Annotated in this window: 18 protein-coding genes, 1 pseudogene and 1 riboswitch; of the genes and pseudogenes, 3 read left to right on the top strand and 16 right to left on the bottom strand. The window is 31.2% G+C overall.

All coding sequences use genetic code 11. The features are described 5' to 3' along the window. Positions 1 to 273: 273 nt before the first annotated feature. From HALHA_RS03845 to thiD, 4 genes and pseudogenes are all read right to left on the bottom strand, one after another. Positions 274 to 1,329 (bottom strand): annotated as a pseudogene (locus HALHA_RS03845) (IS110 family transposase). A 328-nt stretch (positions 1,330 to 1,657) separates the two neighbouring features. Further along, positions 1,658 to 2,401, bottom strand: coding sequence for a GntR family transcriptional regulator (locus HALHA_RS03840; protein ID WP_015326481.1), 744 nt, complete (start codon positions 2,399 to 2,401; stop codon positions 1,658 to 1,660). Positions 2,402 to 2,680: 279 nt separating this feature from the next. Further along, positions 2,681 to 3,967 (bottom strand): phosphomethylpyrimidine synthase ThiC, encoded by a 1,287-nt coding sequence (gene thiC, locus HALHA_RS03835; protein WP_015326480.1) that lies wholly within the window; start codon positions 3,965 to 3,967, stop codon positions 2,681 to 2,683. A 469-nt stretch (positions 3,968 to 4,436) separates the two neighbouring features. After that, positions 4,437 to 5,225, bottom strand: coding sequence for a bifunctional hydroxymethylpyrimidine kinase/phosphomethylpyrimidine kinase (thiD, locus tag HALHA_RS03830; RefSeq protein ID WP_015326479.1), 789 nt, complete (start codon positions 5,223 to 5,225; stop codon positions 4,437 to 4,439). Positions 5,226 to 5,326: 101 nt separating this feature from the next. Next, positions 5,327 to 5,430: riboswitch (TPP riboswitch) on the bottom strand. A 159-nt stretch (positions 5,431 to 5,589) separates the two neighbouring features. Here thiD and HALHA_RS03825 point away from each other — a divergent pair. Beyond that, positions 5,590 to 6,759, top strand: coding sequence for an FprA family A-type flavoprotein (locus HALHA_RS03825; protein ID WP_015326478.1), 1,170 nt, complete (start codon positions 5,590 to 5,592; stop codon positions 6,757 to 6,759). Positions 6,760 to 6,816: 57 nt separating this feature from the next. Here HALHA_RS03825 and rbr read toward each other — a convergent pair whose 3' ends face one another. The 11 genes from rbr to HALHA_RS03775 form a co-directional block, all read right to left on the bottom strand. Beyond that, a complete protein-coding gene (rbr, locus tag HALHA_RS03820) occupies positions 6,817 to 7,392 on the bottom strand; it encodes a rubrerythrin (RefSeq protein WP_015326477.1) in 576 nt (191 codons plus the stop codon). A gap of 33 nt (positions 7,393 to 7,425) precedes the next feature. Further along, complete coding sequence (locus HALHA_RS03815; RefSeq protein ID WP_015326476.1) at positions 7,426 to 7,800, bottom strand: desulfoferrodoxin; 375 nt, start codon at positions 7,798 to 7,800, stop codon at positions 7,426 to 7,428. Between the two features lie 27 nt (positions 7,801 to 7,827). Beyond that, positions 7,828 to 7,989, bottom strand: coding sequence for a rubredoxin (rd, locus tag HALHA_RS03810; protein WP_015326475.1), 162 nt, complete (start codon positions 7,987 to 7,989; stop codon positions 7,828 to 7,830). 138 nt (positions 7,990 to 8,127) lie between these two features. Beyond that, a complete protein-coding gene (zupT, locus tag HALHA_RS03805) occupies positions 8,128 to 8,940 on the bottom strand; it encodes a zinc transporter ZupT (RefSeq protein WP_015326474.1) in 813 nt (270 codons plus the stop codon). A gap of 20 nt (positions 8,941 to 8,960) precedes the next feature. Next, positions 8,961 to 9,125, bottom strand: a complete 165-nt coding sequence (locus tag HALHA_RS13260) for a Spo0E family sporulation regulatory protein-aspartic acid phosphatase (protein WP_015326473.1) — start codon at positions 9,123 to 9,125, stop codon at positions 8,961 to 8,963. A 60-nt stretch (positions 9,126 to 9,185) separates the two neighbouring features. After that, a complete protein-coding gene (locus HALHA_RS03800; protein WP_015326472.1) occupies positions 9,186 to 12,302 on the bottom strand; it encodes an AfsR/SARP family transcriptional regulator in 3,117 nt (1,038 codons plus the stop codon). A gap of 106 nt (positions 12,303 to 12,408) precedes the next feature. Continuing rightward, on the bottom strand, positions 12,409 to 15,573 hold the full coding sequence (locus tag HALHA_RS03795; RefSeq protein ID WP_015326471.1) for an AfsR/SARP family transcriptional regulator: 3,165 nt from the start codon (positions 15,571 to 15,573) through the stop codon (positions 12,409 to 12,411). Between the two features lie 79 nt (positions 15,574 to 15,652). Further along, positions 15,653 to 17,161, bottom strand: a complete 1,509-nt coding sequence (locus tag HALHA_RS13805) for a bacteriohemerythrin (RefSeq protein WP_015326470.1) — start codon at positions 17,159 to 17,161, stop codon at positions 15,653 to 15,655. A gap of 148 nt (positions 17,162 to 17,309) precedes the next feature. Beyond that, positions 17,310 to 17,516: a copper ion binding protein gene (locus HALHA_RS03785; protein ID WP_015326469.1), complete on the bottom strand. Its 207-nt coding sequence runs from the start codon at positions 17,514 to 17,516 to the stop codon at positions 17,310 to 17,312. 44 nt (positions 17,517 to 17,560) lie between these two features. Continuing rightward, a complete protein-coding gene (locus HALHA_RS03780) occupies positions 17,561 to 17,839 on the bottom strand; it encodes a metal-sensitive transcriptional regulator (protein ID WP_015326468.1) in 279 nt (92 codons plus the stop codon). Positions 17,840 to 17,857: 18 nt separating this feature from the next. Then, positions 17,858 to 20,338, bottom strand: a complete 2,481-nt coding sequence (locus HALHA_RS03775; RefSeq protein WP_015326467.1) for a heavy metal translocating P-type ATPase — start codon at positions 20,336 to 20,338, stop codon at positions 17,858 to 17,860. 197 nt (positions 20,339 to 20,535) lie between these two features. Between HALHA_RS03775 and HALHA_RS03770 the strand changes: the two genes are divergently transcribed. Together HALHA_RS03770 and HALHA_RS03765 are read left to right on the top strand one after the other, a co-directional pair. Beyond that, positions 20,536 to 21,267 (top strand): DUF421 domain-containing protein, encoded by a 732-nt coding sequence (locus HALHA_RS03770; RefSeq protein WP_015326466.1) that lies wholly within the window; start codon positions 20,536 to 20,538, stop codon positions 21,265 to 21,267. Positions 21,268 to 21,282: 15 nt separating this feature from the next. Next, positions 21,283 to 21,648, top strand: coding sequence for a DUF4363 family protein (locus tag HALHA_RS03765; RefSeq protein WP_015326465.1), 366 nt, complete (start codon positions 21,283 to 21,285; stop codon positions 21,646 to 21,648). Positions 21,649 to 21,687: 39 nt separating this feature from the next. On the opposite strand, the gene carB is transcribed toward HALHA_RS03765, so the two are convergent. Then, the gene (gene carB, locus HALHA_RS03760) at positions 21,688 to 24,861 is read right to left on the bottom strand and encodes a carbamoyl-phosphate synthase large subunit (RefSeq protein ID WP_015326464.1); all 3,174 of its coding nucleotides are present in this window, start codon (positions 24,859 to 24,861) and stop codon (positions 21,688 to 21,690) included. Positions 24,862 to 24,878 lie beyond the last annotated feature (17 nt).

The following is a 24,878-nucleotide window of genomic DNA, read 5'->3' as shown; positions in this document are numbered from 1 at the left end:
CCCTAAAAGAAAATTTAGCATTTTTAAATATGGTCGCCAAATTAGATCTCCACAAATACCATGGCAGTTTAACCTCCCATATCTCGCAGGGTCTACGCCCCTAAATTCCTTCGTTCTACCTGTCCATGGGTGGAGGCTGGATATGCTCCTTTACTGGGTCTATGCCCTTATGGAAAAATTCTTTCCAGCTTCTCCTGGCTTCGTTTATTAAAGTACAATTCTTATAATGAATAAAGCTAAAAGAACCAATATATAAATTTGATTTACTTACCTTTAAGCAGCATTCTTCACATTAGATCTTTTTATGTCATTCAACATCTTTTTGCCATCGTATTCTACTTGCTTTCTACCTAAGGTAAAAAGAACTCGGATTAATTTACAACACAAAACTATCAGAGATTGTTTTTTCTTAAGCGGGTTTTCACGACGAGTAGTGTAATATTTATGCAATTGTCTAAATTCATCATTCTGAGCCACCAGAGGCATTGCCACCCTGTACAACAAAGCTCTTAATTTAGGACGCCCTCGCTTTGTTATTTTGGTTTCACCCTTATGCTTACCTGAGCTATTTTCTTTTAAGGTTTAAACCCACCAAACTTATAATTTACTTTGGATGTTCATAATCCCACAAATCACCTACTTCTGAGATGAAACCTGCTATTGTTTTAACTCCTACTCCATCTACTGTCAGCATTTTTTCAACCCCTGGTATCTTTTCTAAAAGCTTTTCTACTTTTCTCATTAAAACTTCTAATTCTTCGTTTATAAAACAATATTGTTTTATATGATAGTCAATCTCTTCTTTCCCCATCTGGGTTCCTTCTGTTACACCTATTGACCTCACAGCTGCTTTTCTTAACCTCTTAGCTCTCTTTATTCCTACACCTCTTTTAATACCTTCCTCTCGCCATTTAGCTACTATTTCTTCTGCTTCCATCTCAGCTATTTGATCTGGATAAGGAAAGTATTTTAAAGTAACTTTGGATTATTATCATCTAACTCTTTCGATTTCTTTACATGATGAGGATTTACTAGTACTAGTTTTATTTCCTCTTCTGTGATGAATTGAGCTATATTTAGCCAATAATGACCTGTTGGCTCCATTCCTATAACTACTTCTTCTTTCTCATTTTCTGCTTTAACTTTCTTAATCCAATTTAAAAGTTTTTCTAAACCACTCTGAGTATTCTTAAATTTTAATGGTTTATCATATTCAATCCCCCGATAGTCTTGGGCTCTCGCTACATGTTTCTTCTTGGCAATATCGATTCCAATTACTAAAGTTGTCGATTTAATTTGCTTAATCTTCTTATTTTGGGTATAATTCATTTGTTGGCCTCCTTGGTATTTGGTCTGTCCAACCAAAATTATACCAAGGAGTTATTTTTTTGTCGAATGTCATCTTTAAACCTAACAGGAATGCTCCTTTTATAATAAGCATTATCACATTTATATAATATAAAAAGCCTACTTTACCTATAAAATTAAATATAAGTTCTAGTAGGCTTGTAAAATTATAATCTTATTTATAAAAATACTTAATTTTAATGAAAATGAAAACTTTTAATATCTTATTTTTCTTTCTTTTTTAAGTAGCTTTTATGGAAAATAAGTTTAAATCACTTATTATATACTTAAAAAACACTCTAATTATAATTTAAAAATTATTTAAAATCACTTCATGCTTATATTTATCAGTTCTATAAACAGATTTAACATACTCAATTATTTTATTATCTGAAAGATAAGTTTTTCTCCTATAAAGCAAAGCTAAATCTTTCTCACTTACTTTTAATAGGTCACTTTCATATTCAGACAACATTATTGGTTCTACTGTTTGCTTAGCATGGTCTAATTCATAATTATAATCTTGTTGGAAAATTTCATAAAGTGAACTCCCCGCTACCTTTTCTTTACTTAAGTTTGGGCATAAATAGTAAGGTACCCATACTGTTTCTATAGCAAATGGTTCATTTTCTACAATTCTTAATCTCCTCATTTTTATTACTTTTGTATTCTCATTCAATATTTTTAAATAATCTTTGATACCTTTTGTTGCTTCTTTTAACTCAAAAAGTAGTATTTTAGTTTCAATCTCTAATCCTTTTTCTTTCATTTCCTTAGTAAATCCTTTAAGTCTCGATAATTCATGTTTCATTTTAGGTTCAGGCTCTGCTACAAAAGTTCCTCTACCTTGTTCTCTGTATACCAATCCTTCATTTACTAAAGCCATAATTGCTTTTCTAGCAGTCATTCGACTTATATCATGTTTCTCACATAGCTCCCTTTCAACAGGCAGACGATCTCCGGGAGTTAATTCATCAGTTTCTATCTTTTGGCGTAACAATTCTTTTAATTGATAATATAAAGGAGTTGGTTTATCTTTTGAAATTTTATCCAATTAAATCCCTCCTACAATTATAAACTTATAATATATATTCAATATAATGTATATACCAATCTTTCTTTATAAATATTATATTAATAATTAACGCTCTTGTCAAGATTAAATAAACTTTAAATAAAATTTCTACACTCCTGCTAAAAATTAATAACAACCTTAATAAGATAAATAATTATAATTATAGAAGTAGGCCCCTTAAATATATTTTTCGGGCTTCAACTGCTTTAATATATTTGAAATAAGCCTAGAGCATCATCATAGCCCTAGGCTTACTAACTACAGTGCTTTTTCTACTATTTTCATTGCACAGAAAGAACCACACATTGTACAAGCATCTTCTTCTTTTAAGTTTTGATTATGATCTACCCTAGATTCCTTAGCCTTTTGCGGATCAATTGCTAATTCAATCTGTCTATCCCAATCTAAATTCTTTCTTGCTTGTGCCATTTGTCTATCTTTCTTCTTAGCTTGGGTTAATCCTTTAGCTACATCTGCTGCATGAGCAGCAATCTTAGTAGCAATCACTCCTTCTTTAACATCTTCAACACTTGGTAAGCCAATATGTTCAGCTGGAGTTACATAACATAAAAAGTCAGCTCCACAAGTAGCAGCCAGTGTACCACCAATTGCTGCATTAATATGATCATATCCTAAAGCAATATCTGTTACTAATGGCCCTAAAACATAAAAAGGTGCATCTTTACATAATTCTTTTTGCAGCTGCATATTAGTCTCTATCTGATTATAAGGTACATGTCCAGGCCCTTCTACCATAACCTGTACTTCAGCTTCTCTAGCTTTATCTACCAATTCACCTAAAATTAATAATTCGTGAATCTGCGATCGGTCAGTAGCATCTGCTAATGAACCAGGTCTCAGTCCATCTCCTAAGCTTAATGTAACATCATGCTTATAAGCTATATTTAATAAGCGGTCATAATATTCATAAAGAGGATTTTCTGCTCCATTATGTAGCATCCATCCAGCCATAAAAGAACCTCCTCGACTAACTATATCAGTTACTCGTCCTTCTTCTCTTAAATGGCGTAGTGTCTCTAGTGTTAGACCACAATGGACTGTAATAAAATCAACTCCTTGTTGGGCCTGGTCTTCAATTACGGCAAAAATATCATCTACAGTTAAATCAACGATAGCTTTATCCGCACTTAAAACCTCTACAGTTGCCTGATATAAAGGAACTGTACCTAAAGGGAGCTCACTCATAGCTAAAATCTCTTTTCTAGTCTGATTAATATCACCTCCAGTTGATAAATCCATTACTGCGTCAGCTCCTGCTTTAACAGCAACTTTTAACTTTTCTAATTCTTTATTAAGATTAGGATAATCTTCAGAAGTACCAAAATTAGCATTAATCTTTGTGGCTAATCCCTTACCAAAACCATTAGGAGATAAGTGTTGATGATTTTTATTAGCTGGGATTACAATAGTACCTTCTGCAACTCCTTGGCGAATAAATTCAACGTCAACCTCTTCTTTACTAGCCACTTGTTTCATCTCAGTAGTAATTTCTCCTGCTCTTGCCTTTGTCATCTGTGTTGTCATATTCTTAGCCTCCCCTATATAATTTACAATTAACAATTAATCATATAAACATAAAGCTAAAATTAATTGATATATAGTGGCACTTCTCAATTAGGCATTGTGTGGCTTTTTCCTTAAATAGTTTTTGTTCATTTCATTCCAGGAAAAATGAGATAAACCAAATCATAGATTTGCTTACTTATATCTATTTTACCTTTCATTCAAACCATATGAACAAAAACTATAAAACAGTCCAAAAGCCCCACAATACCTTTAATAATTGCTGGAGAGGGTTTCGCAACGACTCTTAAATTTTTTGTTAATAAGTCTTAGTGAACTGGAATAAAAATAAGGTTTGGGTTAGCTAATCATCTATTTTGATTAGCTTAACCTTATTTTTATGAAAGTAAGCTTAGACTTATTTTGAGAAATTTATCTAGTGAGAAATCCTCTCTCAGCAATCTAAAAGTTAAACTATATATCACTAATGTTACTCCTCGATTGATACAAAATGATCAACTGGGTTATTTCCTGCTCCTACTTGACAGCCTGATTTGATAGCCTTAGTAATATATTTCTTGCTCCTTTTAACTGCTTCTTCTATCTGATAACCTAAAGCCAGATTACAAGCTATAGCTGAAGACAAAGTACAACCTGTCCCATGAGTATCTGCTGTCTTAATTCTTGGTGTACTAAATTCATTAAATTTTACGCCATCATATAATAAATCTCTAGCAACCTTTTGCTTTTGATGGCCTCCCTTAACTAAAACATACTGTGCACCCAACTTATGTAATTCACTAGCTAACTCCTCTAAGCTGATATCTTCAGATAAATCTTTTCCTGTTAGCACTTTAGCTTCATTTAGATTAGGAGTAATTACTTTAGCTAAGGGGATTAAATCTTCTTTTAAATAATTAATCGCTTCTTTAGCTAATAATAAATCTCCACTAGTAGCTACCATTACTGGATCAACAACTAAATTAACAAGTTGATATTCCTTCACCTTTTGGGCAACAGTTTGTATAATCTCACTATTAGCTAACATCCCTGTTTTAACAGCAGAAAAATCTAAATCACTAACTACTGAATCAACTTGTTGGCCCACAAACCCTCCGCTTAATGTTTCAATACCTTGTACTCCTAATGTATTTTGAGCAGTCACAGCAGTAATTACAGAAGCTCCATAAACATCAAAAGCAGTTATGGTTTTTAAATCAGCTTGAACTCCAGCTCCCCCACTAGAATCAGAACCAGCAATTGTTAATACTTGCTTCATAATTAACACCTCCCAAACCTTAATCTTTACCAAAAAAATAAAAACACAGTCCCCTAAGGAACTGTGCCTTTGATTACAAAAAAGATATAGTAGACCTGTATACTAATCAAAAGCCACTTCCCTACGCTAGTATTATCTAGATCAGGTAGAAGGGACTAAAGTCTATACTCTATCTCAGCCCTAACGAGCGCCCCTAGTGGTAAGAATATGTAGTTGTTATTATCAGTATAATAAATTAATTTTACTTTTTCAATAAATTTTTGCTAAAAAGATTGATTCTTTACCAGGAATTATTATTACTTTAAAGAATAACTTATACAGCGGATTAAAAGCACAACCATCTTATATAGGGAGGAAATAAAAAATGGAAGCAATAAAAATAACTGATAATATCTATTGGGTAGGAGGTATTGATTGGGATCTTAGAAACTTTCACGGCTACTCAACCCAACGTGGTTCTACATATAATGCTTATTTAATTGTAGATGATAAAGTAACATTAATTGATACTGTTAAACATTACTTATATGATGAAATGATAGAGCGTATCTCGAAAGTAATTGATCCAGCAGAGATTGATTATGTAGTCTCTAATCATGTGGAGATGGATCACTCAGGTGGGTTATCTAAATTAATGAAAGTAGCTTCTGATGCTACAATAATTACTTCACCTAAAGGAAAGTCTGGGCTGCAAAAACACTATCAAGGAGATTGGGACTTTCAACTTGCTAAGCCCGGAGAAGAATTAGATTTAGGAAGTAGAAGCCTAAACTTTGTCTTTACGCCAATGGTTCACTGGCCGGATAATATGGTTACTTATTTACCAGAAGAGAAGATTTTATTCTCTAATGATGCTTTTGGACAACATTTAGCTTCTTCTGAAAGGTTTGATGATCAATATCCACTTGACATTATTCTTGAAGAAGCTAAGAAATATTATGCTAATATTGTTTTACCTTATGGTGCTCAAGTACAACGAGCTTTAGATACAGTTAGTGATTTAGATGTAGAGATGATTGCTCCATCTCACGGAATTATCTGGCGGGATAATATTACAAAAATTATTAAGCAGTATCAAAAATGGTCGGCTAATAAAACAGATGAAAAAGCAGTAATCATCTATGGTACTATGTGGGATTCAACAGAAGAGATTGCTTATGCTATTCAGGATGCTTTTGAAGAATCAAAGATTAAGACCCAAATGTTTAATTTAGAAACAAATGATAAATCTGATATTATGACAGAAGTAGCTACAGCTAAATATATCTGTGTTGGTTCACCAACATTAAATAATAATTTATTACCAAATGTATCAGCCTTCTTAACTTATATGAAAGGGTTGGCCCCTAAAGACAGATTTGGATTAGCTTTTGGATCTTATGGTTGGGGAGGACAAAGTATCAAACAAGTTAGTGAGATCTTAGAACAAGACTGTAATTTTAACGTACTTGATCAAATTAAAGTTCAATATATCCCTACAAAAGATAATCTAACAAAAATCACCAAACAAGTAAAAGAAAAAATAACTAAATAAAAATTTAAATTAAAAAGGGGAGGACTATTAATAGTCCTCCCCTAATAACTACAATTATTAATAATTCTTTTCTTTTAATTCAAAGTAATCTTGATCATGAGCACAAGCAGGACATTCTTTTGGAGCTTCAGATCCTTCATGAACATAACCACAATTACCACACTTCCATCGTACCTCACTATCTTTTTTAAATACCTTTTCTTCTCTAACATTTTCCAATAGTTTTAAATATCTTTTTTCATGCTCTACCTCTACCATAGCTATTCTTCTAAAGACTTCTGCTATTTTAGAGAAACCTTCTTCTTCAGCTACTTTAGCAAACTCAGGGTACAATTCAGTATGTTCTTCATTTTCACCAGCAGCAGCAGCTTCTAGATTTTCTTCAGTCGTAGCAATTACTCCCGCAGGATAAGTAGCTTCAATTTCTACATCTCTACCCTCTAAAAATTTAAAAAAACGTTCAGCATGCTCCTTCTCATTTCTAGCTGTTTCTAAGAAGATATTAGCAATCTGTCTATAACCATCCTTCTTAGCTTGAGAAGCAAAATAAGTATATCGATTTCTAGCCTGCGATTCACCAGCAAATGCTTTAAGTAGATTTTTTTCTGTTTTAGTACCTTTTAATTTCGACATAACTAAGCCTCCTTGTTAATTCAATATCTAAACTTACGCCTTCCATAAATCATGGACAGTGCAGTATTCTCTAACCTCAACTATCTTTGATTTATCAATATTAAACTTTGCTTGAGGCTTATCACCTGGTTTTAATTCAGCTCTAAGCACTTTATCTTCTGTTAATACCTCAATAAAGGCAATGTAGTGTTTATCCTCCATTGGATGTAAAGTTGTTCCTACTACTATCTCTACTCCTTGGTCAAGTTCATTAATTACAGGTACGTGTTTTTCATTGCTAGCATCATCAGTCTGCGCCTCTAGTCGATTCATCGTCTTACCACAACAAACTACATCAGGAGCATCAGCATTAACACCCTCTACTACATTAGCACATGTTTGACACTTGTAAATACCTCGCTTTTTCATAGATACACTACCTCCTTGACTAAAGTATTACTCTTCTGGTTCAAACATATCTTTTCCTACACCACATAATGGACACTCCCAATCTTCAGGCAATTCTTCAAAAGGAGTCCCTGGTTCTATTCCTGCATCTGGATCTCCTTCCTCTGGATCATATACATAACCACAAACTGTACAAACGTACTTTTGCATAATTAAACCCTCCTCTTATTTTTAAAACATTATAGATTATTTTGAGTTCCTATTATATATAATAACATATACTGCTATCTAATCTATAACAATTAACTTACAATATTGTTACAAATAAATATTATTTTAAATTCCAATTTAAAATAATAATAAACTTACAGCCATAACTGCCATTCCTGCCACAAAGCCATAAATTTCTTGATGACCTTGGCCATAATTTCTAGAGGTTGGCAATAATTCATCAATAGAAATAAAGACCATAATCCCAGCTACCATGCCAAATAAAATACCAAATACTAAATCATTAAAAAATGACCTTAACAGAAAATAACCTATAAAAGCACCTATTGGCTCAGATAAGCCAGATAAAAATGAATAGAAAAAAGCCTTCTTCTTATCCTTAGTAGCATAGTAAACTGGAACTGATACAGAAATTCCTTCAGGAATATTATGAATTGCTATAGCTATAGCAATCGGGATACCTAAACTAGGATCTTTTAAAGCAGAAGCAAAAGTAGCTAAACCTTCTGGGAAATTATGTATAGCAATTGCTAAAGCTGAAAAAGCCCCCATTCTTAATAACTGGGCATCCTCATCAACTCCTCTCTCTTGTTCTAAATTATTAGCCCCATTTTGATTATGAGCATGATGGGGATTTTCTATATCAGGGACTAATTTATCAATTAAACCAATCATTAAAACTCCTAAAAAAAACGAAACAACTGTTACTATCTTACCATTTCTAACCCCTAAATAAGAAACTAATGATTCTTGGGCTTTAAAGAATATTTCAATAAAAGATACATAAATCATAACCCCCGCTGAAAAACCTAACGAAATAGATAAAAAAGACTTCTTTACATCTTTGATAAATAAAACTAACACACTCCCAATACCTGTTGCTAATCCTGCAAATAAAGTTAATAAAAAAGCTATAGAAAAATTATTCATTAACAATACCACCTTCTTTATTAATAGTTATTTTTATTTTCATAAAACTTTATTATTTCTTTATCTAATTGTCTACTTAATTGCTGTACTTCATCATCAAGTAAACTTTCTTTTTTAAACGCCATATCTTTCATATCATTTTTTAATTGGGTTATTTTATCTTTTGAAACTTGATTATTTGCCACAGCAATCATCTCCTTTTTTCATAATAAAAAAAGAAATAAATTAATAGCTAAAATGTATTTTTATGAAACTAATAGACTATAATATTGTTCTATATTATTACTAGGGGCCAAGTTTAGCTCTTCTTTTAATGTTTTTTTACAGTTATAGTAGGTCTTTATAGCATATTCTCTTCTACCTAACTGAAAATATATTTTCATTTTATAAAGATAAGCCTGTTCATAACATTTATTTTGCTTTAAGATTTTATCTATTACTTCTAGACTAGTTTCATAATCTTGTTGTTGATAGTAGTATTTTAATAATTCTTCAGCTATCTCTAAAAATAACAACTCTAATCTATTATTCTCTTGTTGTATCCAATCTTTATCTAAACTATTTTTTAAAAAACCACCCTGATAGAGATCTAAAGCTTGGTGGTAATAATTTATCTTAACTACCATTTTATTAGTTTCTTTTCCTTGGTTAATTATTTCTTCAAAATAGTTAACATCATAAAAGTAAGCTGCTTGTTGATTTAAACCATATGAATTCCCCTTTTTAATAATAAAAAATGGAGTTTCTCGTCTCCTTCTACTGGGCTCTAAGACCTTATTTAAAAAACTTAAAGTTACTGAAAAATTTCTTTCAGCAGCTTCTTTATCCTTATTAGGCCATAATAGATAACATATTCTATCTCTAGGAATTAATTGTCCTTGCTTTACTAATAATAATTCAAATAAATCCTTAGCCTTTTTACGCTTCCACTCATCTGAACTGATTTTTTCTTGCCCACGATAAATCTCTAAACATCCTAAAGCACTAATTCGTAATGAATAACCTGGGTGTCTTTTTATATCTTTAAAATTCATCTGCTTTAATATTTTATCGCTGTAATCAATTTTAATTTCTTTTTCTCTAGCCTCCAATAATAATGGAATTAATTTACCATAATCTTTGCTACCTAGTATCCCTTCTGGTCGTAATAACAAATGACCATATGACTCTTTTTGGGCCAAAGTCAATAATTCATCCATATCCGTTATAAATTGATTTTCAGCCTTGATTTTATAACTAATCTTAGATAACCACAACAATATATAAAATAAGTAAACCTGATTATTACACTTAGAAAATATACTCTTAGCTTCTTCTAAATATTGATAAGCTTTCTCTAATTGGTCTAGCTTATAATAGTTAATTCCTAAACCTATTAGTAAATTACCTCTATAAAATTCACTTTTAACTTTTTTAATATAATCTAATCCCTTTTCTCCGTATTTTATCCCCTGCTTAGGATTACCATAAAAAGCTTCCCACACAACAATATAAGTTAATAAATGAATCCTATACCAATTAAAACCAAAATCAGAAACGACTTCTATTAACTTAGTGTATTCGTCTTGGTAACTAGACTTATTAACTCCTAGAAAACTTTGTATCCCTAAAAGATAATACTCAGCTATTTCTTTTAATTCACTATTGGAGACTGAAAAATTACTCCACACATACTCTTGGCTTTTATAAATTTGGCCCATAAATAAGTTAATATATATAGGTAAAAAAGGAGTATATATTATCCAATAATCAAATAATCTATTTTCAGTTACTGTTATTTGTTTTATAAACTTTTTACTTTGCTTAAACTCTCCTGTACTAAATGCAATTATAGCCTTTAGCTCATAGTAAAGGTTACTTTCTTCTAACTCCCTTAATAACCATTTAGTCTCTGCTATATTTCCTTGCATAAACTCAGCAATAATATTTAATTTTTTTACTTTTCTCTTTTGACTTGAAGACAATTTAAGCTCTTTTACTTGCTTAAGATACTTTAAACCCTCTGGAGAATTTAAAAATAAATAAAGCTTAGCAATTTTAATTAAAACATTAACTAAATCTTTACTATCAACTTGCAAATATCTTTTAGCATTCAAATAACTTTCAAGAGCTAAAAAAAACTTTTCTAAATAACAATATATATCTCCTTGACAGATAAATAATCTTGGATAAGCTCTATATACTTCATCTGATAAAGTATCTAAGGTTTGTTTTAAAAGATCAACTTTCCCTTGCTCTATTAATTTCTTATACTGCTTAATAATTAATTTTACCACTGCTTCTTCTCTATTATTATTTAGATTATAATAGATAGCTTCTTCCCACAGATTATTTTGTTTATATATTTTTTCTACTTGCGGATATAATAAGTCTAAATCATAGACTTTAGCAGCTTGGTCTTTTAATAATTCAGCAAATAATCTATGGTACCGATAACTTTTATCATCAATTTTATAGACAAATCCAATTCTTTTAGCTAAATAATCTAATATTTCTTGACTATTATTAATATTTAATAATTGATTACAGACCTTAACCTTTAACTTCTTAAGCACTGAGGTTTTAAGAAGAAATTCTTTAGAAACTAATTCTTCTTTAACTATTTTATCTAATAAATCATAGCGCAAATAATCAAATACTCCGGTGAATTCTTGATTTTTATTAGCTATAACCTCATCTAAATCATTACCTGCTTGTAAAGAAGCACCAATAATATCAAGGGCCAATAACCATCCTTCACTAACTGTAAATACTTTCTTGGCTTCAACTAGTGAAATAATTAAATTATATTCACAGTTAAAAAAATCCTTTATTTCTTCAGGTTGAAAAATAAAATCTTTGTCATCAACTATTAATAACTTATTTTGTAATTTTAAATAAGACAATCTAGGCAGGTTAACTTTAGTTCGACTTATAATTATCAAATGTAAATTTTCTGGTAAATTAGCTACAAAATAATAAAAAGAAGCTAATAAATCATTATTTTCTTTTATCAAATCAAAATCATCTATAACTAAAAAAATATCTCTATTAAATTTTTCTATTAAGGAATTAATTGCTAGATTAATCAACTCTTTAATCTCTAAAGAATCATCAAACTCTATATCATCTTTGTAAGCTCCCATAAATTCAAGCCAAAATTTCTGTTGACTAACTAACTTATCTTGAATATTACACCAGTAAAAACTATCCTTATAATTCTCATTTAAAAAATTAGCAATACTATTACTTTTACCTGAACCTAATTGAGCCTGAATTATTGTTAAAGATATATCTTTAATCTGCTTATATTTTTGTACTAAACTTTGCTTTTGTAGCGAGTTACTATACACTCTCGGGGGAGTATACATCTTATCTTTCATTAAAGAATCCTCCTTAATGGTATTAATTACTATTATTAATCATATCATAAATCTCTCAGTTTTCCAACCATATCTAGTTAAAAAAGTACCCTACTAAAGGGTACTATTAGACACTTATTATTTGATAATGTTTTTGTAATTTGGAATTAGGCTCTACACCTAATTCTTGTTTTAAAATCTTTTTACATTCTAAATAAGTCTTAATCGCTAAATCACGTCTTCTTAATTGAATATAAGATTTTACTTTATAAAGATAAGCTTTTTCAAAATAATTATCTATTTGTAAAATCTTATTAGCTAATTCAATCACTGTCTTATAACCTTCCTTTTGATAATAATATTCTATTAACTTAGCTGCAATATCTAAAAACAAATTTTCTAATCTCTCTCGTTCTCTTATTGTCCATCTAGCATATAAATTATGCTCCAAGAATTGACCTTGGTATAACTTGAGGGCTTGTTTATAATAATTAATCTTAACTGATTCAGTATTAGAATTCTTGCCCCTTGTAATTAATTCCTCAAATAATTCAACATCATAAAAATAAGTAATAGCAGTATTTAGTTTATATGATGAATCATTTTTAATAACAAAGAAAGGAGCTTCTCCTTTAGTTCTATTTGGCTCTAAAATTTTATTTAGTCTATTTAAAGCTACATAAAAATTCTGTTTAGCTGTTTTTAATGCTTTATTAGGCCATAGTAATTCACATATCCTATCTCTAGCTATAAACTTATTTCTTTTAACTAATAATAATTCAAATAATTCCCTTGCTTTCTTTCGTTTCCACTCTTGAGGAGCAACCTCTTTTTGACCACAATAAAGCTTAAATTCTCCTAATGCTCTAACCTTTAGTGAATAACCGGGATGGCTATCTGCTCTATTAATTTCTAACTTATTTAATAGTTTATTAACATACTCTGCTTCAATTTTTAAGCTTGTGGCTGTAGTTAATAGTGGTACAATCTTATTAGGGTCTCTAATCCCTTCTATTGTAGGCTTTAAAAATAAATAATCATAGTTATTCTCCCTAGCAACTTGTAAAGATAATTTGATATGCTCCTTAAATTCTTTCCTTTGATCTTGCTTATAATAAATTAAGGCTAATAATAATTCTGTTACTACTAAATTGAAATTGTTATTTATTTTATTAAATATATTCCTAGCTTGTTGCAATAAACTTATTCCCTCTTTTTCTTTCCCATTATAATAGTAATTAAGACCTAATCCCTTCTTAAAGATAGCTTCATATAAATTATCTTCTCTTTGTTTAATAAGTTTTAAACCTTGCTTAAAATAGTTAATTCCCGTTTTATAATCACCAATAAAAGTAGCAGTATGAGCTAATCTAGATAATAACTCCATTCTATACCAAGAAGCTGAAAAAGGACAGCTTTCAATCTGCCTAAAAAATCTTGTGTACTCTTTTTTATATTTATCTGAATCTTCTATTTGTAATAACTCCTCTGTCTGTAACAAATAGTAATTAATAAAAGTCTCCATTAGCGGAATATTTTCATTTAATTCATTCCAAATATATTCTTGAGCTTGATAGACCTCTCCAGTAAAGAGATTATTAAAAACAGGTAGAAAAATAGTATTATAAAGTAAATAATCGGCTAACTGATTATTTGCTAATTTATCTGCTAACCTCCTAGCCTTTGTTAAATTCCCCTGCATAAAAGATAAATTAGCTTTTAATTCTAAATAAATACTATCTGCAAGTACATAACTTTCTAATAAAGAATTGGCTTTTTTAAATTCACCTCTAATCATCTTAGCAATAATCTTTAAGTAAGATAATTCTCTTTTTTCTTTTAGAGAAAGCTCTGCTTTATAGTCTCTTATTTTTTTAAGATAAATAAATAATTTATTGGAATTAGCCCAGGCATAAAGTTTAGCTATTTTTAGCCATAGAGAAATTAAATCCTCTGGGGTAACCAATAAGTCTTCTGCCTGTTGATAACAATCCAAAGCAGAATGAACCTTTAATTGATAAAAATATAAATCCCCCTGATAAATAAACAATCTGGGATACTCAAAAAAACTTTCTTTTGGCAAATATGATAAGCTCTCATCCATTAATTTATATTTATTACTTGTTAACCAATTTTCCCCCTGGTCTAAAACTAATTCTATAATCTTATCCTTGCTATCATTATTTATAATATAATAAACTAATTGTTCAAAAGAGTTAGTCTGATAAGATATCTTTTTTAACTTGTTATAAATTTGATTAAAATCATATACTTCTTTTGCCTCTTGTTGTAAACAATTATGTAAAATAGGATGATACTGATAATTACTTTTTTCTTTCGTAATTAAACCAGTCTTATCTATCAGTTCTTCTAACAACTGGCTACTATTATTGATCTTTAATAATTTATCACAGATATCTACTTTAATATCCTTTAATAAAGAAGTTTTAAGTAAAAACTCTTTTGAATTAGGTACATCCAAAGCCAATTTATCTAAAAATTCTACCCTTAAATAATTAAATAACAGCTGGAAATTTTCTTGGTTAGTAATTATCTCTTCTAAACTAATTCCTGCCTTCATCTTTTTAGCAATTAAATCTATTACTAAGGGCCAACCTTGACTAAGCTCATTTATCTTTTTTATTTGTGATGGGCCAAGATTAAGCTGATATTGATTTAAAAATAGAGCTTTGATCTGCTCTTGATTCAATAAAAAATCTTTATCTTCAATCAATATTGCTTTCTTTTTTATCTTCCAGTACGGTAACTTAGGTAAATCAACTTTAAGTCTACTAATAATTACACAATGTAGATCTTTAGACATCTGTTCAATAAAATAACTTAATGTATTTAGCAAAGATGGCTTATTATTAAGCACATGAAAGTTATCAATAACTAATATAGCATCACCATTTAGCTTGGCCCGTAAAGTATCAAGCAATCTATTTATAACTTCTTTAACCTTTAGCTTACCTGCTGTTAATTTAGAAACCAAATCAGTCGTTGCTTCTTTAATTTCTAAATCATTAAATCTAAAGGCTTCAATTATACTCCGCCAAAATTTAATTTTATCTTCATTTTTATCATTAATACTATACCAATAAATCTTCTCTTCATAATTTTGCTCTAAAAAATATGATAAACTAGTCGTTTTTCCTGCTCCTAATCTTCCTTTAATAACCATCAAATTATAATCATTAATACTCTTATATTTATAAAGCAGATCTTGCTTGATCCAAACTTGATCTTTAACTTTAGGTTGAATAAAATTTGACTTAAGTACTATTTTCATCACCCCACTAATCAATAATTAAGCTTTCTAAAAAATACGAAAGCTAGCCTCTAAAAATAAAGACTAGCCACTTAAATTCTTATTGCTGTTTTTGAATGTGCTCTCCAAGTTTTTGATCAATACCTTTTACATGATCAATCAACCACTGAGTAATCCGTTTATTAAATTTCATCATACTAGCTGTATCTATTCTTCCTGCTTCAAACTCAACCTTGAAATCTTTTATATCTTGAACAAACTTATCATGAAGCTCTTTATGAGCATCATAATGTGGATATTCATATTCTTGTTGTAACTCTTCCTCATCATTAAAATGTTTAACTGTATAATCAGCTAAAAATTCTATCGTTTTCCCGATTTCTTCCTTACCTTCATTTAACTTATTAGCTTTAATTAAATCATTAATTCGTTTAAATAGCTCTTTATGTTGATCATCAATCAATTCTACTCCAACTAAATAACTATCATCCCATTGAATTAAATTCGTTTCATCATCAGCATCAACCCTAGCCTTATTTACTAACTTATTTATATTATTACTCATGTTAGCTAGTTCATCTGAAGAATTAGAAACAACATCAAAAATATCTGAAATAACTCGTGCATCATCCATTAATTCCTCACTATTTTCAGCAATCTCTTGCGCTGCTACAGCTGTCTGTTCAATCATTGTAGCTGTTTCTTGACTCGTCTGTTCTATTTGGGCAAATACTTGATCAGTCTCCTGAGCAACTTCTTTACCTTCTTTAGCTTTACTATCTACTTTCTGAAAAGAATTTAAAACCTGATTCGATTTATTTTGTGTCTCTTGAACTATATCAATAATATCATCTGTAGCATTAGCTGTTTCTTCTGCTAACTCTCTAATTTCATCTGCTACTACTGCAAACCCTTGACCATGTTCTCCCGCTCTAGCAGCCTCTATTGCTGCATTTAAAGCCAATAAATTAGTTTGGTCTGCTATATTAGTAATTAATTCTATAATTTCTCCAATTTCCTGAGAGTTATGATTTAATTCCTTCATTGTTCCTATTGTTTCATCTACTGCTTGATTAATCTCCTCTATACTATCAATCGTCTCTTTAATATTATCTCTTCCTAATTTTGTTTTAGAAGTTGATTCTTGGGCAAAACTAGTTACTTCTTGAGCGCTAGCTGAAATTTCTTCAATACTAGCTGTCATATTCTCAATCATCTCCGTTGTATCTCCTACCTTGGCCTTTCCTTCTTGCGATGAGGCCGCTAATTCATGACCGTAAATTAATAAATTGCTAATTTCATGTCCTATGTTTTTAATAATTCCTTTTGTATCTTCCTCACTATCATCAACCGCTATTTCATCATCTTCAATTTGGTTAACTTGTCTATTAACAAGCTGGTATAATAAAGCTTCAGCTAAAATCAAACTAACCGTAATTTTAATGATAACGATTATATTAATTCCATTATAAATATAATTATTTATTAACTGATTAATAAACTCAGCAATAGGAGAACTAATTAATAAAATTAAAATTAATCCTAAACCAAATTTTAACTCTAACCCTAAATTAGATAACTTATTATACGTTTTCGAATATTTATCCATCTTATCAGCTCCTTTTAATACTATCTATATTTTTATTTTATACAAAACTACATATTCTCCTGCTTATTAATAAAAATTATTAATTGTTTTTAATAGCTAAATTAATAAAAAGACTACTCCCTAAACCAGGAAGTAGCCTGTAACAAAATTATTTAACTTGATAAGAACCAGCATCTTCAATAGCTGCTTTCAAATCAGCTTCACTTACTGTATCATCAAATTTAACTGTAACTGTAGCTGCATCTAAATCTACTGTAGCATTATTAACACCAGCTAAGTCATTTAAAGCTGTCTCTACAGAATTTTTACAATGTCCACAGGACATTCCTTCTACGTTAAATAGCACTTCCTTCATTTGTATCCCTCCCTTCATTATAAGATTTGAGGCATTGTTACAACTTATTTATTAGTAAATTTAAAGATTACCTCCATTAATTCTTCAATAACTTCATCACTATCGGCTTTAGACTCAATAGTATCACTAACACAACCTTTAGTATGTGACTCTAAAACAGTCATTCCTACTTTATTTAAAGCTCCCTTGACAGCACTTATTTGAGTTAAAACATCAACACAGTATTTATCTTCTTCTATCATTTTTTTAATACCACAAATTTGTCCTTCAACTCTATTTAAGCGGGATAATAAGTTATCTTTTTGGTCTTGATATGAGCTCATTTATTTCACCTCAGTTTCTTAATCCAATTTATAGTTAGGCTTGAAGTTCTTTAATCTTAATGCATTAGTTAAAACAGAAACTGAACTTAATGACATTGCTCCAGCAGCAATCATTGGATTAAGCATTGGCCCACCAAAGATATATAATAAACCTGCTGCAACTGGAATACCGGCTGAATTATAAGCAAAGGCCCAGAATAAATTCTGCTTAATATTTCTAATTGTAGCTTTACTTAATTGAATCGCTGTTATTACATCTAGAATATCATCCTTCATTAATACTATATCAGCTGATTCCATAGCAACATCTGTTCCCGAACCAATAGCCATTCCAATATCAGCTTGGGCCAAGGCCGGGGCATCATTAATGCCATCACCAACCATAGCAACCTGGTTACCTCCATCTTGTAACTTTCTTACCTCATTTGCTTTATCTTCAGGTAATACTTCTGCTCGCACAATATCGATACCTACTTGTTTGGCAATAGCATTAGCTGTTCTTTGGTTATCACCTGTAATCATAGCAACTTCAATCCCCATATCATGAAGCTTTTCAATTGCTTGAGCACTATTTTCTTTAACAGTATCAGCTACAGCAACAATTCCTGCTAATTTACCTTCAACGGCCATAAACATTGGTGTTTTCCCTTCATTAGCTAATCTATCTGCTTCATCTTGTAAATCGATCTCTATATTATTATCATCCATTAACTTTTGATTTCCAAATAGGATATTCTGACCTGCAACTTCTACTTTAATTCCATGACCAGGTATAGCCGCAAAATTATTAATATCTTTAAATTCTAATTCTTTTTCTTCAGCATCTCTTACAATTGCCTCACCTAATGGATGTTCAGAACCTTTTTCTGCTGAAGCTGCTAAGCTTAATAATTGATTATCACTATATTCTGCAGTAGTTATAACATCTGTAACCTCTGGCTTTCCTTCAGTAATGGTACCAGTTTTATCAAAAATAATTCTTTCTATCTTATGAGTTGTTTCTAAAGGAACTCCACCTTTGATCAAAACACCATTTTCTGCTCCCTTACCAGTACCAACCATAATAGCTGTCGGTGTAGCTAAACCTAGAGCACAGGGGCAAGCAATAACTAATACAGAAATAAAGATAGTTAAGGCAAAAACTCCACTAGAACCAGCTAGATACCAAGCCAAACTAGATACAATAGCAATTCCAATTACAGTTGGTACAAAGTAACCGGCAACAATATCAGCTAGATCAGCTATTGGGGCTTTAGAACCTTGAGCCTCTTCTACTAATTTAACAATTTGGGCCAAGGCTGTATCCTTACCTACTTTTGTAGCCTTAAATTTAATAGTTCCATTCTTATTAATACTTGCACCTACTACCTTATCGCCTTCTTCTTTTTCAACTGGGATACTCTCACCAGTTAACATTGATTCATCAACAGAGGTATGTCCTTCAACTACAATACCATCAACTGGAATCTTCTCACCTGGTTTTACTACAATAACATCTTCTTCTTCAACTTCCTCTACAGGAATAGTCATCTCTTCTCCATCCTGAATTACAGTAGCAGTTGTTGCTTGTAAGTCCATTAACTTCTTAATTGCTTCTGAAGTCTTACCCTTAGAAACTGCTTCTAAGTAGTTTCCTAATAAAATTAAAGCAATAATAACTCCTGCACTTTCAAAGTATAGATTATTAGTATACTCTACATTACCAGTATAAATCTGTACTATCCCATATAATCCATAGACTATAGCAGCCGAGGTACCAATGGCTATTAGAGAATCCATATTAGGATTACCTTTAAATAGTAACTTAAACCCATCTGTATAAAATTTATAACCTGCTATTGCTATAGGAATAGTTAATAATAACTGAATTACTGCAAAGTTTAGTGGATTAACTTCTGGATTTACGATTTCAGGAATTGGCAACCCCATCATATGTCCCATTGCTATATAGAGTAATGGGACTGCAAACACTGATGAAGTAATAAGTTTCTTTAATAAAGTCTGTATCTCATTTTGTCTTCGTTCCTGTTCAGCATCAACTTGTTGACCTGTCTCAACCTCTAATGGTTCATATCCAGCATCAGTAATTGCTGATTTAATCTCTGAGATTCTAGTCTCCTCAGAATTATACTTTACATTTGCCTTCTCTGTTGCAAAGTTAACATTTACTTCCTCTATTCCATCTAACTTATTAATTTCTTTTTCTGTTGCTGCTGCGCACGAAGCACAACTCATACCTCCTATAGGAATTGTAACCTCTCTTAATTCTATATCCTCTTCTGCTTCATAACCGGCATCTTTTACTGCTGCTTTAATATCACTTATATCTAACTTTGATTTATCAAACTCAACACTTAGTTTTTCAGTAGCAAAGTTAACATTAGCATTTTTTACACCATCTAATTCAGCTACACTATTTTCAACAGCTTGAGCGCATGAAGCACAACTCATGCCTATAATTTCTAATGATTCTTTACTTAGTGCTTTAGCAGTTGTCATTTTATCCCTCCTTAAAATTTATGATTACCTTAAAGACTAAATAATATTTCTATTATATACTTTTGTTATACCCTTACCCCCTATGTGTATCTGTTGTATAAAATATTAACATAGCTTAGTAGTTTTGTCAAGATTATAAAGAAAAAATTAATATTCCAATCTAAACTAATCCATAATATAAATAATGAGGTGATAGAATGAATGAAACTCTAGTCATACTATTTAGATCAGTAATTGGCTTTATTACTTTACTTATCTTCACTCGAGTCCTTGGCAAGCAACAAATTGGACAACTTACCTATTTTGATTACATCATCGGAATTACTATTGGGTCTATTGCCGCTTCTTTGACCACAGATTTAATTACTGGCACTTGGCCCCAATGGATTGGACTAGCAGCTTGGACAGCAGGTAGTTTACTTATGCAATTTATTACACTAAAATCAAGGCCAGCCTCTAAATATATTGATGGTGAATCTACCATAGTAATCATGAATGGCAAAATAATGGAGGAGAATTTAGCTAGATTACGCTATAGAGTTACTGATCTTTTAGAAATGCTTAGAAATAAAGGGATTTTTAATCCTTCCGAAGTTGAATTTGCTATTATGGAGACCAATGGAAAGTTATCAGTTTTAAAAAAATCACAATATCAAACTGTAACAGCAAAAGATATGAATCTTTCTACAGATTATAAGGGTTTAAGTGTTGAAATAATTTATGATGGGGCACTTATTGAACAAAATCTTAAACAAGTTAACCTTGATCAAAAATGGCTACAATCACAATTAAATAATTTAGGAATTAGTGATATTAAAAAAGTATTCTTAGCAACTTTAGATACTAGTGGAAAGTTGTATATTGATACTTATCAAGATGATAACTTAGAAGTACCAATTAATATTAGTGATTATCCAGGGGCCAACTAAGCGAGGAGGAAAACAATGAAAAAAACTACTGCCTATTTAATTCCAGTTATTATACTTATAACTTTTATTATACTGATGAATGCTGGTGCCTTCTTAAAACAATCACTAACTAAAGAAGATAATGTTAGTAAATATATTTCTGCTGTAAGAAAAAATATTCTCCATAATAATTGGCAAGAAGCTTCTAAAAATGCAAAAAAACTAGAGAAAGCATGGCAAACAGTGCTTACTCGCATCCAATTTAATATTGAAAAAGATGAAGTTGTTAATTTAGATATAAGTATTAATCGTCTCCAAGGTGCAGTTACCGCCCAAAATAAAACTACTTCTTTAGTAGAAATAAATACAGTAGATACTATGTGGCAAAAAATAGGTAGATAAAAAAGGTGGTATCCCACTGTAAGATACCACCTTAATAATTTAATATTGATCTAAACTTAACGCTTTAAACTCTTTAATATCTTGATCTAGAATTTGTAATAAAGCCTTCATTGTACCTAAAGAAGTTAAACACGGAATATTATACTCAACGGTCGTTCTTCTTAACTTAAAACCAAATCGCTTAGAGATTTTACCTTTAGTTGGAGTATTAAGTACTAGATCAATCTCTCCACCTGTAATAACATCTAAGGTATCTTCTTTAGCTACTTCTTTAACTGTAACTCCTTCTTGTTGCAGATAATTAGCTGTATTAGAAGTGGCTATTAAATTAAATCCTAACTCTTCTAATCTCATAGCTAGATTAATAGCTTCTGGTTTATCCCGATCAGCTACTGATAATAAAACTTTACCTTCTTTAGGTATCTCAAAGCCAGCTGCTAACATAGACTTATATAAAGCTTTAGGATAAGTTTCATCAGTACCCATTACCTCTCCAGTTGATTTCATCTCCGGGCCAAGGAAGATATCCACATCTGATAGTTTAGAAAAAGAAAATACAGGTGATTTAACTGTTATTAAATCTGATTCTGGTACTACTCCAGTCTCATAACCTAAATCAGATAAATCTTCTCCTAACATAGCTTTAGTAGCTAGCTTAACCATTGGTACTTTAGTAACCTTACTTAAAATTGGAATTGTTCTACTAGCTCGTGGATTAACTTCTAGTACATAAGGGTTATTATCCTCATCAATTACATACTGAATATTAACTAGGCCCTTAACTTCTAATGCTTGGGCTAACTTAATTGAGTATTCTTCAATTTCAGCCTTTAAATCATCACTTAAATTCTGGGTTGGATAAACTGCCATACTATCCCCAGAGTGAACTCCAGCCTTTTCTATATGCTCCATAATACCAGGAATTACAACAGTCTCTCCATCAGCTATTGCATCAACTTCTGCTTCTTTCCCAATAATATACTTATCAATTAAAACTGGATGGTCTGGAGATACTTTAACAGCTCGTTTCATATAATCTACTAATTCTTCTTTATTATAAACAACCTCCATTGCTTGCCCGCCTAATACATAAGAAGGTCTAACCAAAACTGGATAACCAAGTTTTTTAGCTACTTTAACTGCTTCTTCTTCTGTAGTAGCACTAGCCCCGGGAGGCGAAGGAATCTCTAATTCCTGTAATAAATTTAGAAATTTATCTCTGTCCTCTGCTAAATCCATATTCTCCATCGAAGTACCTAAGATAGGAGCACCCTTATCTGCTAAACCTTGGGCCAAATTAATTGAAGTTTGGCCACCAAACTGTAAAATCACTCCATCTACATCTTCATTTTCTACTATATTCATTATATACTCTAAGTTTATCGGCTCAAAATAAAGAGTATCTGAGGTATCAAAGTCTGTACTTACTGTTTCAGGATTATTATTAGCAATAATCGCCTCTACTCCCGCTTCTTTAAGTGCTTGCACACAATGGACACTACAATAATCAAATTCAATACCTTGGCCAATTCTAATTGGCCCGGCTCCTACTACTAACACCTTTTGCTTAGCACTAGGCTCAGTTTCATCTTCTAATTCATAAGTAGAATAATAGTATGGTGTCTTAGCCTCAAATTCAGCCGCACAAGTATCAACCATCTTATAAGCTGGTTTTAAATTTAAGTTATTTCTCATCATCTCAATTCGCTCTGGCTTACTATCAGCTAGCTTGGCAATATAGTCATCACTCATTCCTAAAGCTTTAGCATCCTCTAATAAATCAACACTTAAACTATCTGCTGTTTCTATTTGCTGCTTTAAATCAACTATTTTAGCCAACTTATGAAGAAAGAAAAGATCAATTCCTGTTAGATCAATTAACTCTTGTATTGTTATTCCTCTATCTAAAGCTTCAACTAATAAGAATAATCTTTCATCTGTTTTAGCAGTAATCAATTCCTTTAACTCTTGGTCGGACAAATGACTAAAATCAGCACTAGTTAAATCAATATCACTATCTAAAGAATCAATTGCTTTTAACAGTGACTCTTCAAAATTACGGCCAATAGCCATTACTTCTCCCGTAGCTTTCATCTGGGTACTTAGATTTCGGTCAGCAGATGAAAACTTATCAAAGGGCCAACGAGGAATCTTGCTGACTACATAATCAAGGGCTGGCTCAAAGCAAGCTGTTGTCTCTCCTGTAATTGAATTTTCAATCTGGTCTAAGGTTAGTCCAATAGCAATTTTAGCTGCTACTTTAGCAATTGGATATCCCGTTGCCTTAGAAGCCAAGGCACTAGATCGACTAACCCGGGGATTAACTTCAATTACTGAATACTCCATACTATCTGGGTTAAGAGCAAATTGAATATTACAGCCCCCCTCAATTCCTAAAGCCCGAATAATCTTTAGTGAAGCTGAACGTAACATATGATACTCTTTATCCCGTAAGGTCTGGCTCGGTGCTACTACAATACTATCACCTGTATGAATCCCTACCGGATCAAAGTTTTCCATATTACAGACTATAATACAGTTATTATTCTTATCTCTTAAAACCTCATACTCAATCTCTTTCCAACCTGCAATACTTCTTTCTACTAACACTTGACTAACCGGACTATTTTTAAGTCCTCTGCTAACAACCTCTGTTAATTCTTCTTTATTATCAACGATTCCACCACCAGCACCACCCATAGTATAAGCCGGTCTAATAATTAGGGGGAATCCTTTTCGCTGAGCAAATTTAAGTGCTTGATCAATATTCTCAACAATATTACTTTCTGTAATTGGCTCATTGACTTCGTTCATTAATTGCTTAAATTGATCTCTATCCTCAGCCTGTTGGATAACATCTAAAGGAGTTCCTAAAAACTCAACATCTTTATCAGCTAAAAAGCCATCTTCAGCTAATTCGACTGCTAAATTAAGTCCTGTTTGACCTCCTAAAGTTGGTAATATTCCATCTGGCTGTTCCTGTTCAATTACTTTTTTAACAAAATCTAATGTTAATGGCTCAATATAAACCTTATCTGCAATATCTTGGTCTGTCATAATCGTAGCTGGATTACTATTAATTAAGACCACTTCTTTTCCTTCTTCACGTAATGCTTTACAGGCTTGTGTACCTGAGTAATCAAATTCTGCTGCCTGACCAATTATAATTGGCCCAGATCCGATAACTAATACTTTATTTGCTTTCTTCTTCATTCTCTAACTCCTCCCGT

Origin of the sequence: Halobacteroides halobius DSM 5150 (assembly GCF_000328625.1) — a bacterium.
In the GTDB taxonomy this organism is placed as follows: Bacteria; Bacillota; Halanaerobiia; order Halobacteroidales; family Halobacteroidaceae; genus Halobacteroides; species Halobacteroides halobius.
This window is presented reverse-complemented; position numbering and strand designations above follow the sequence as displayed.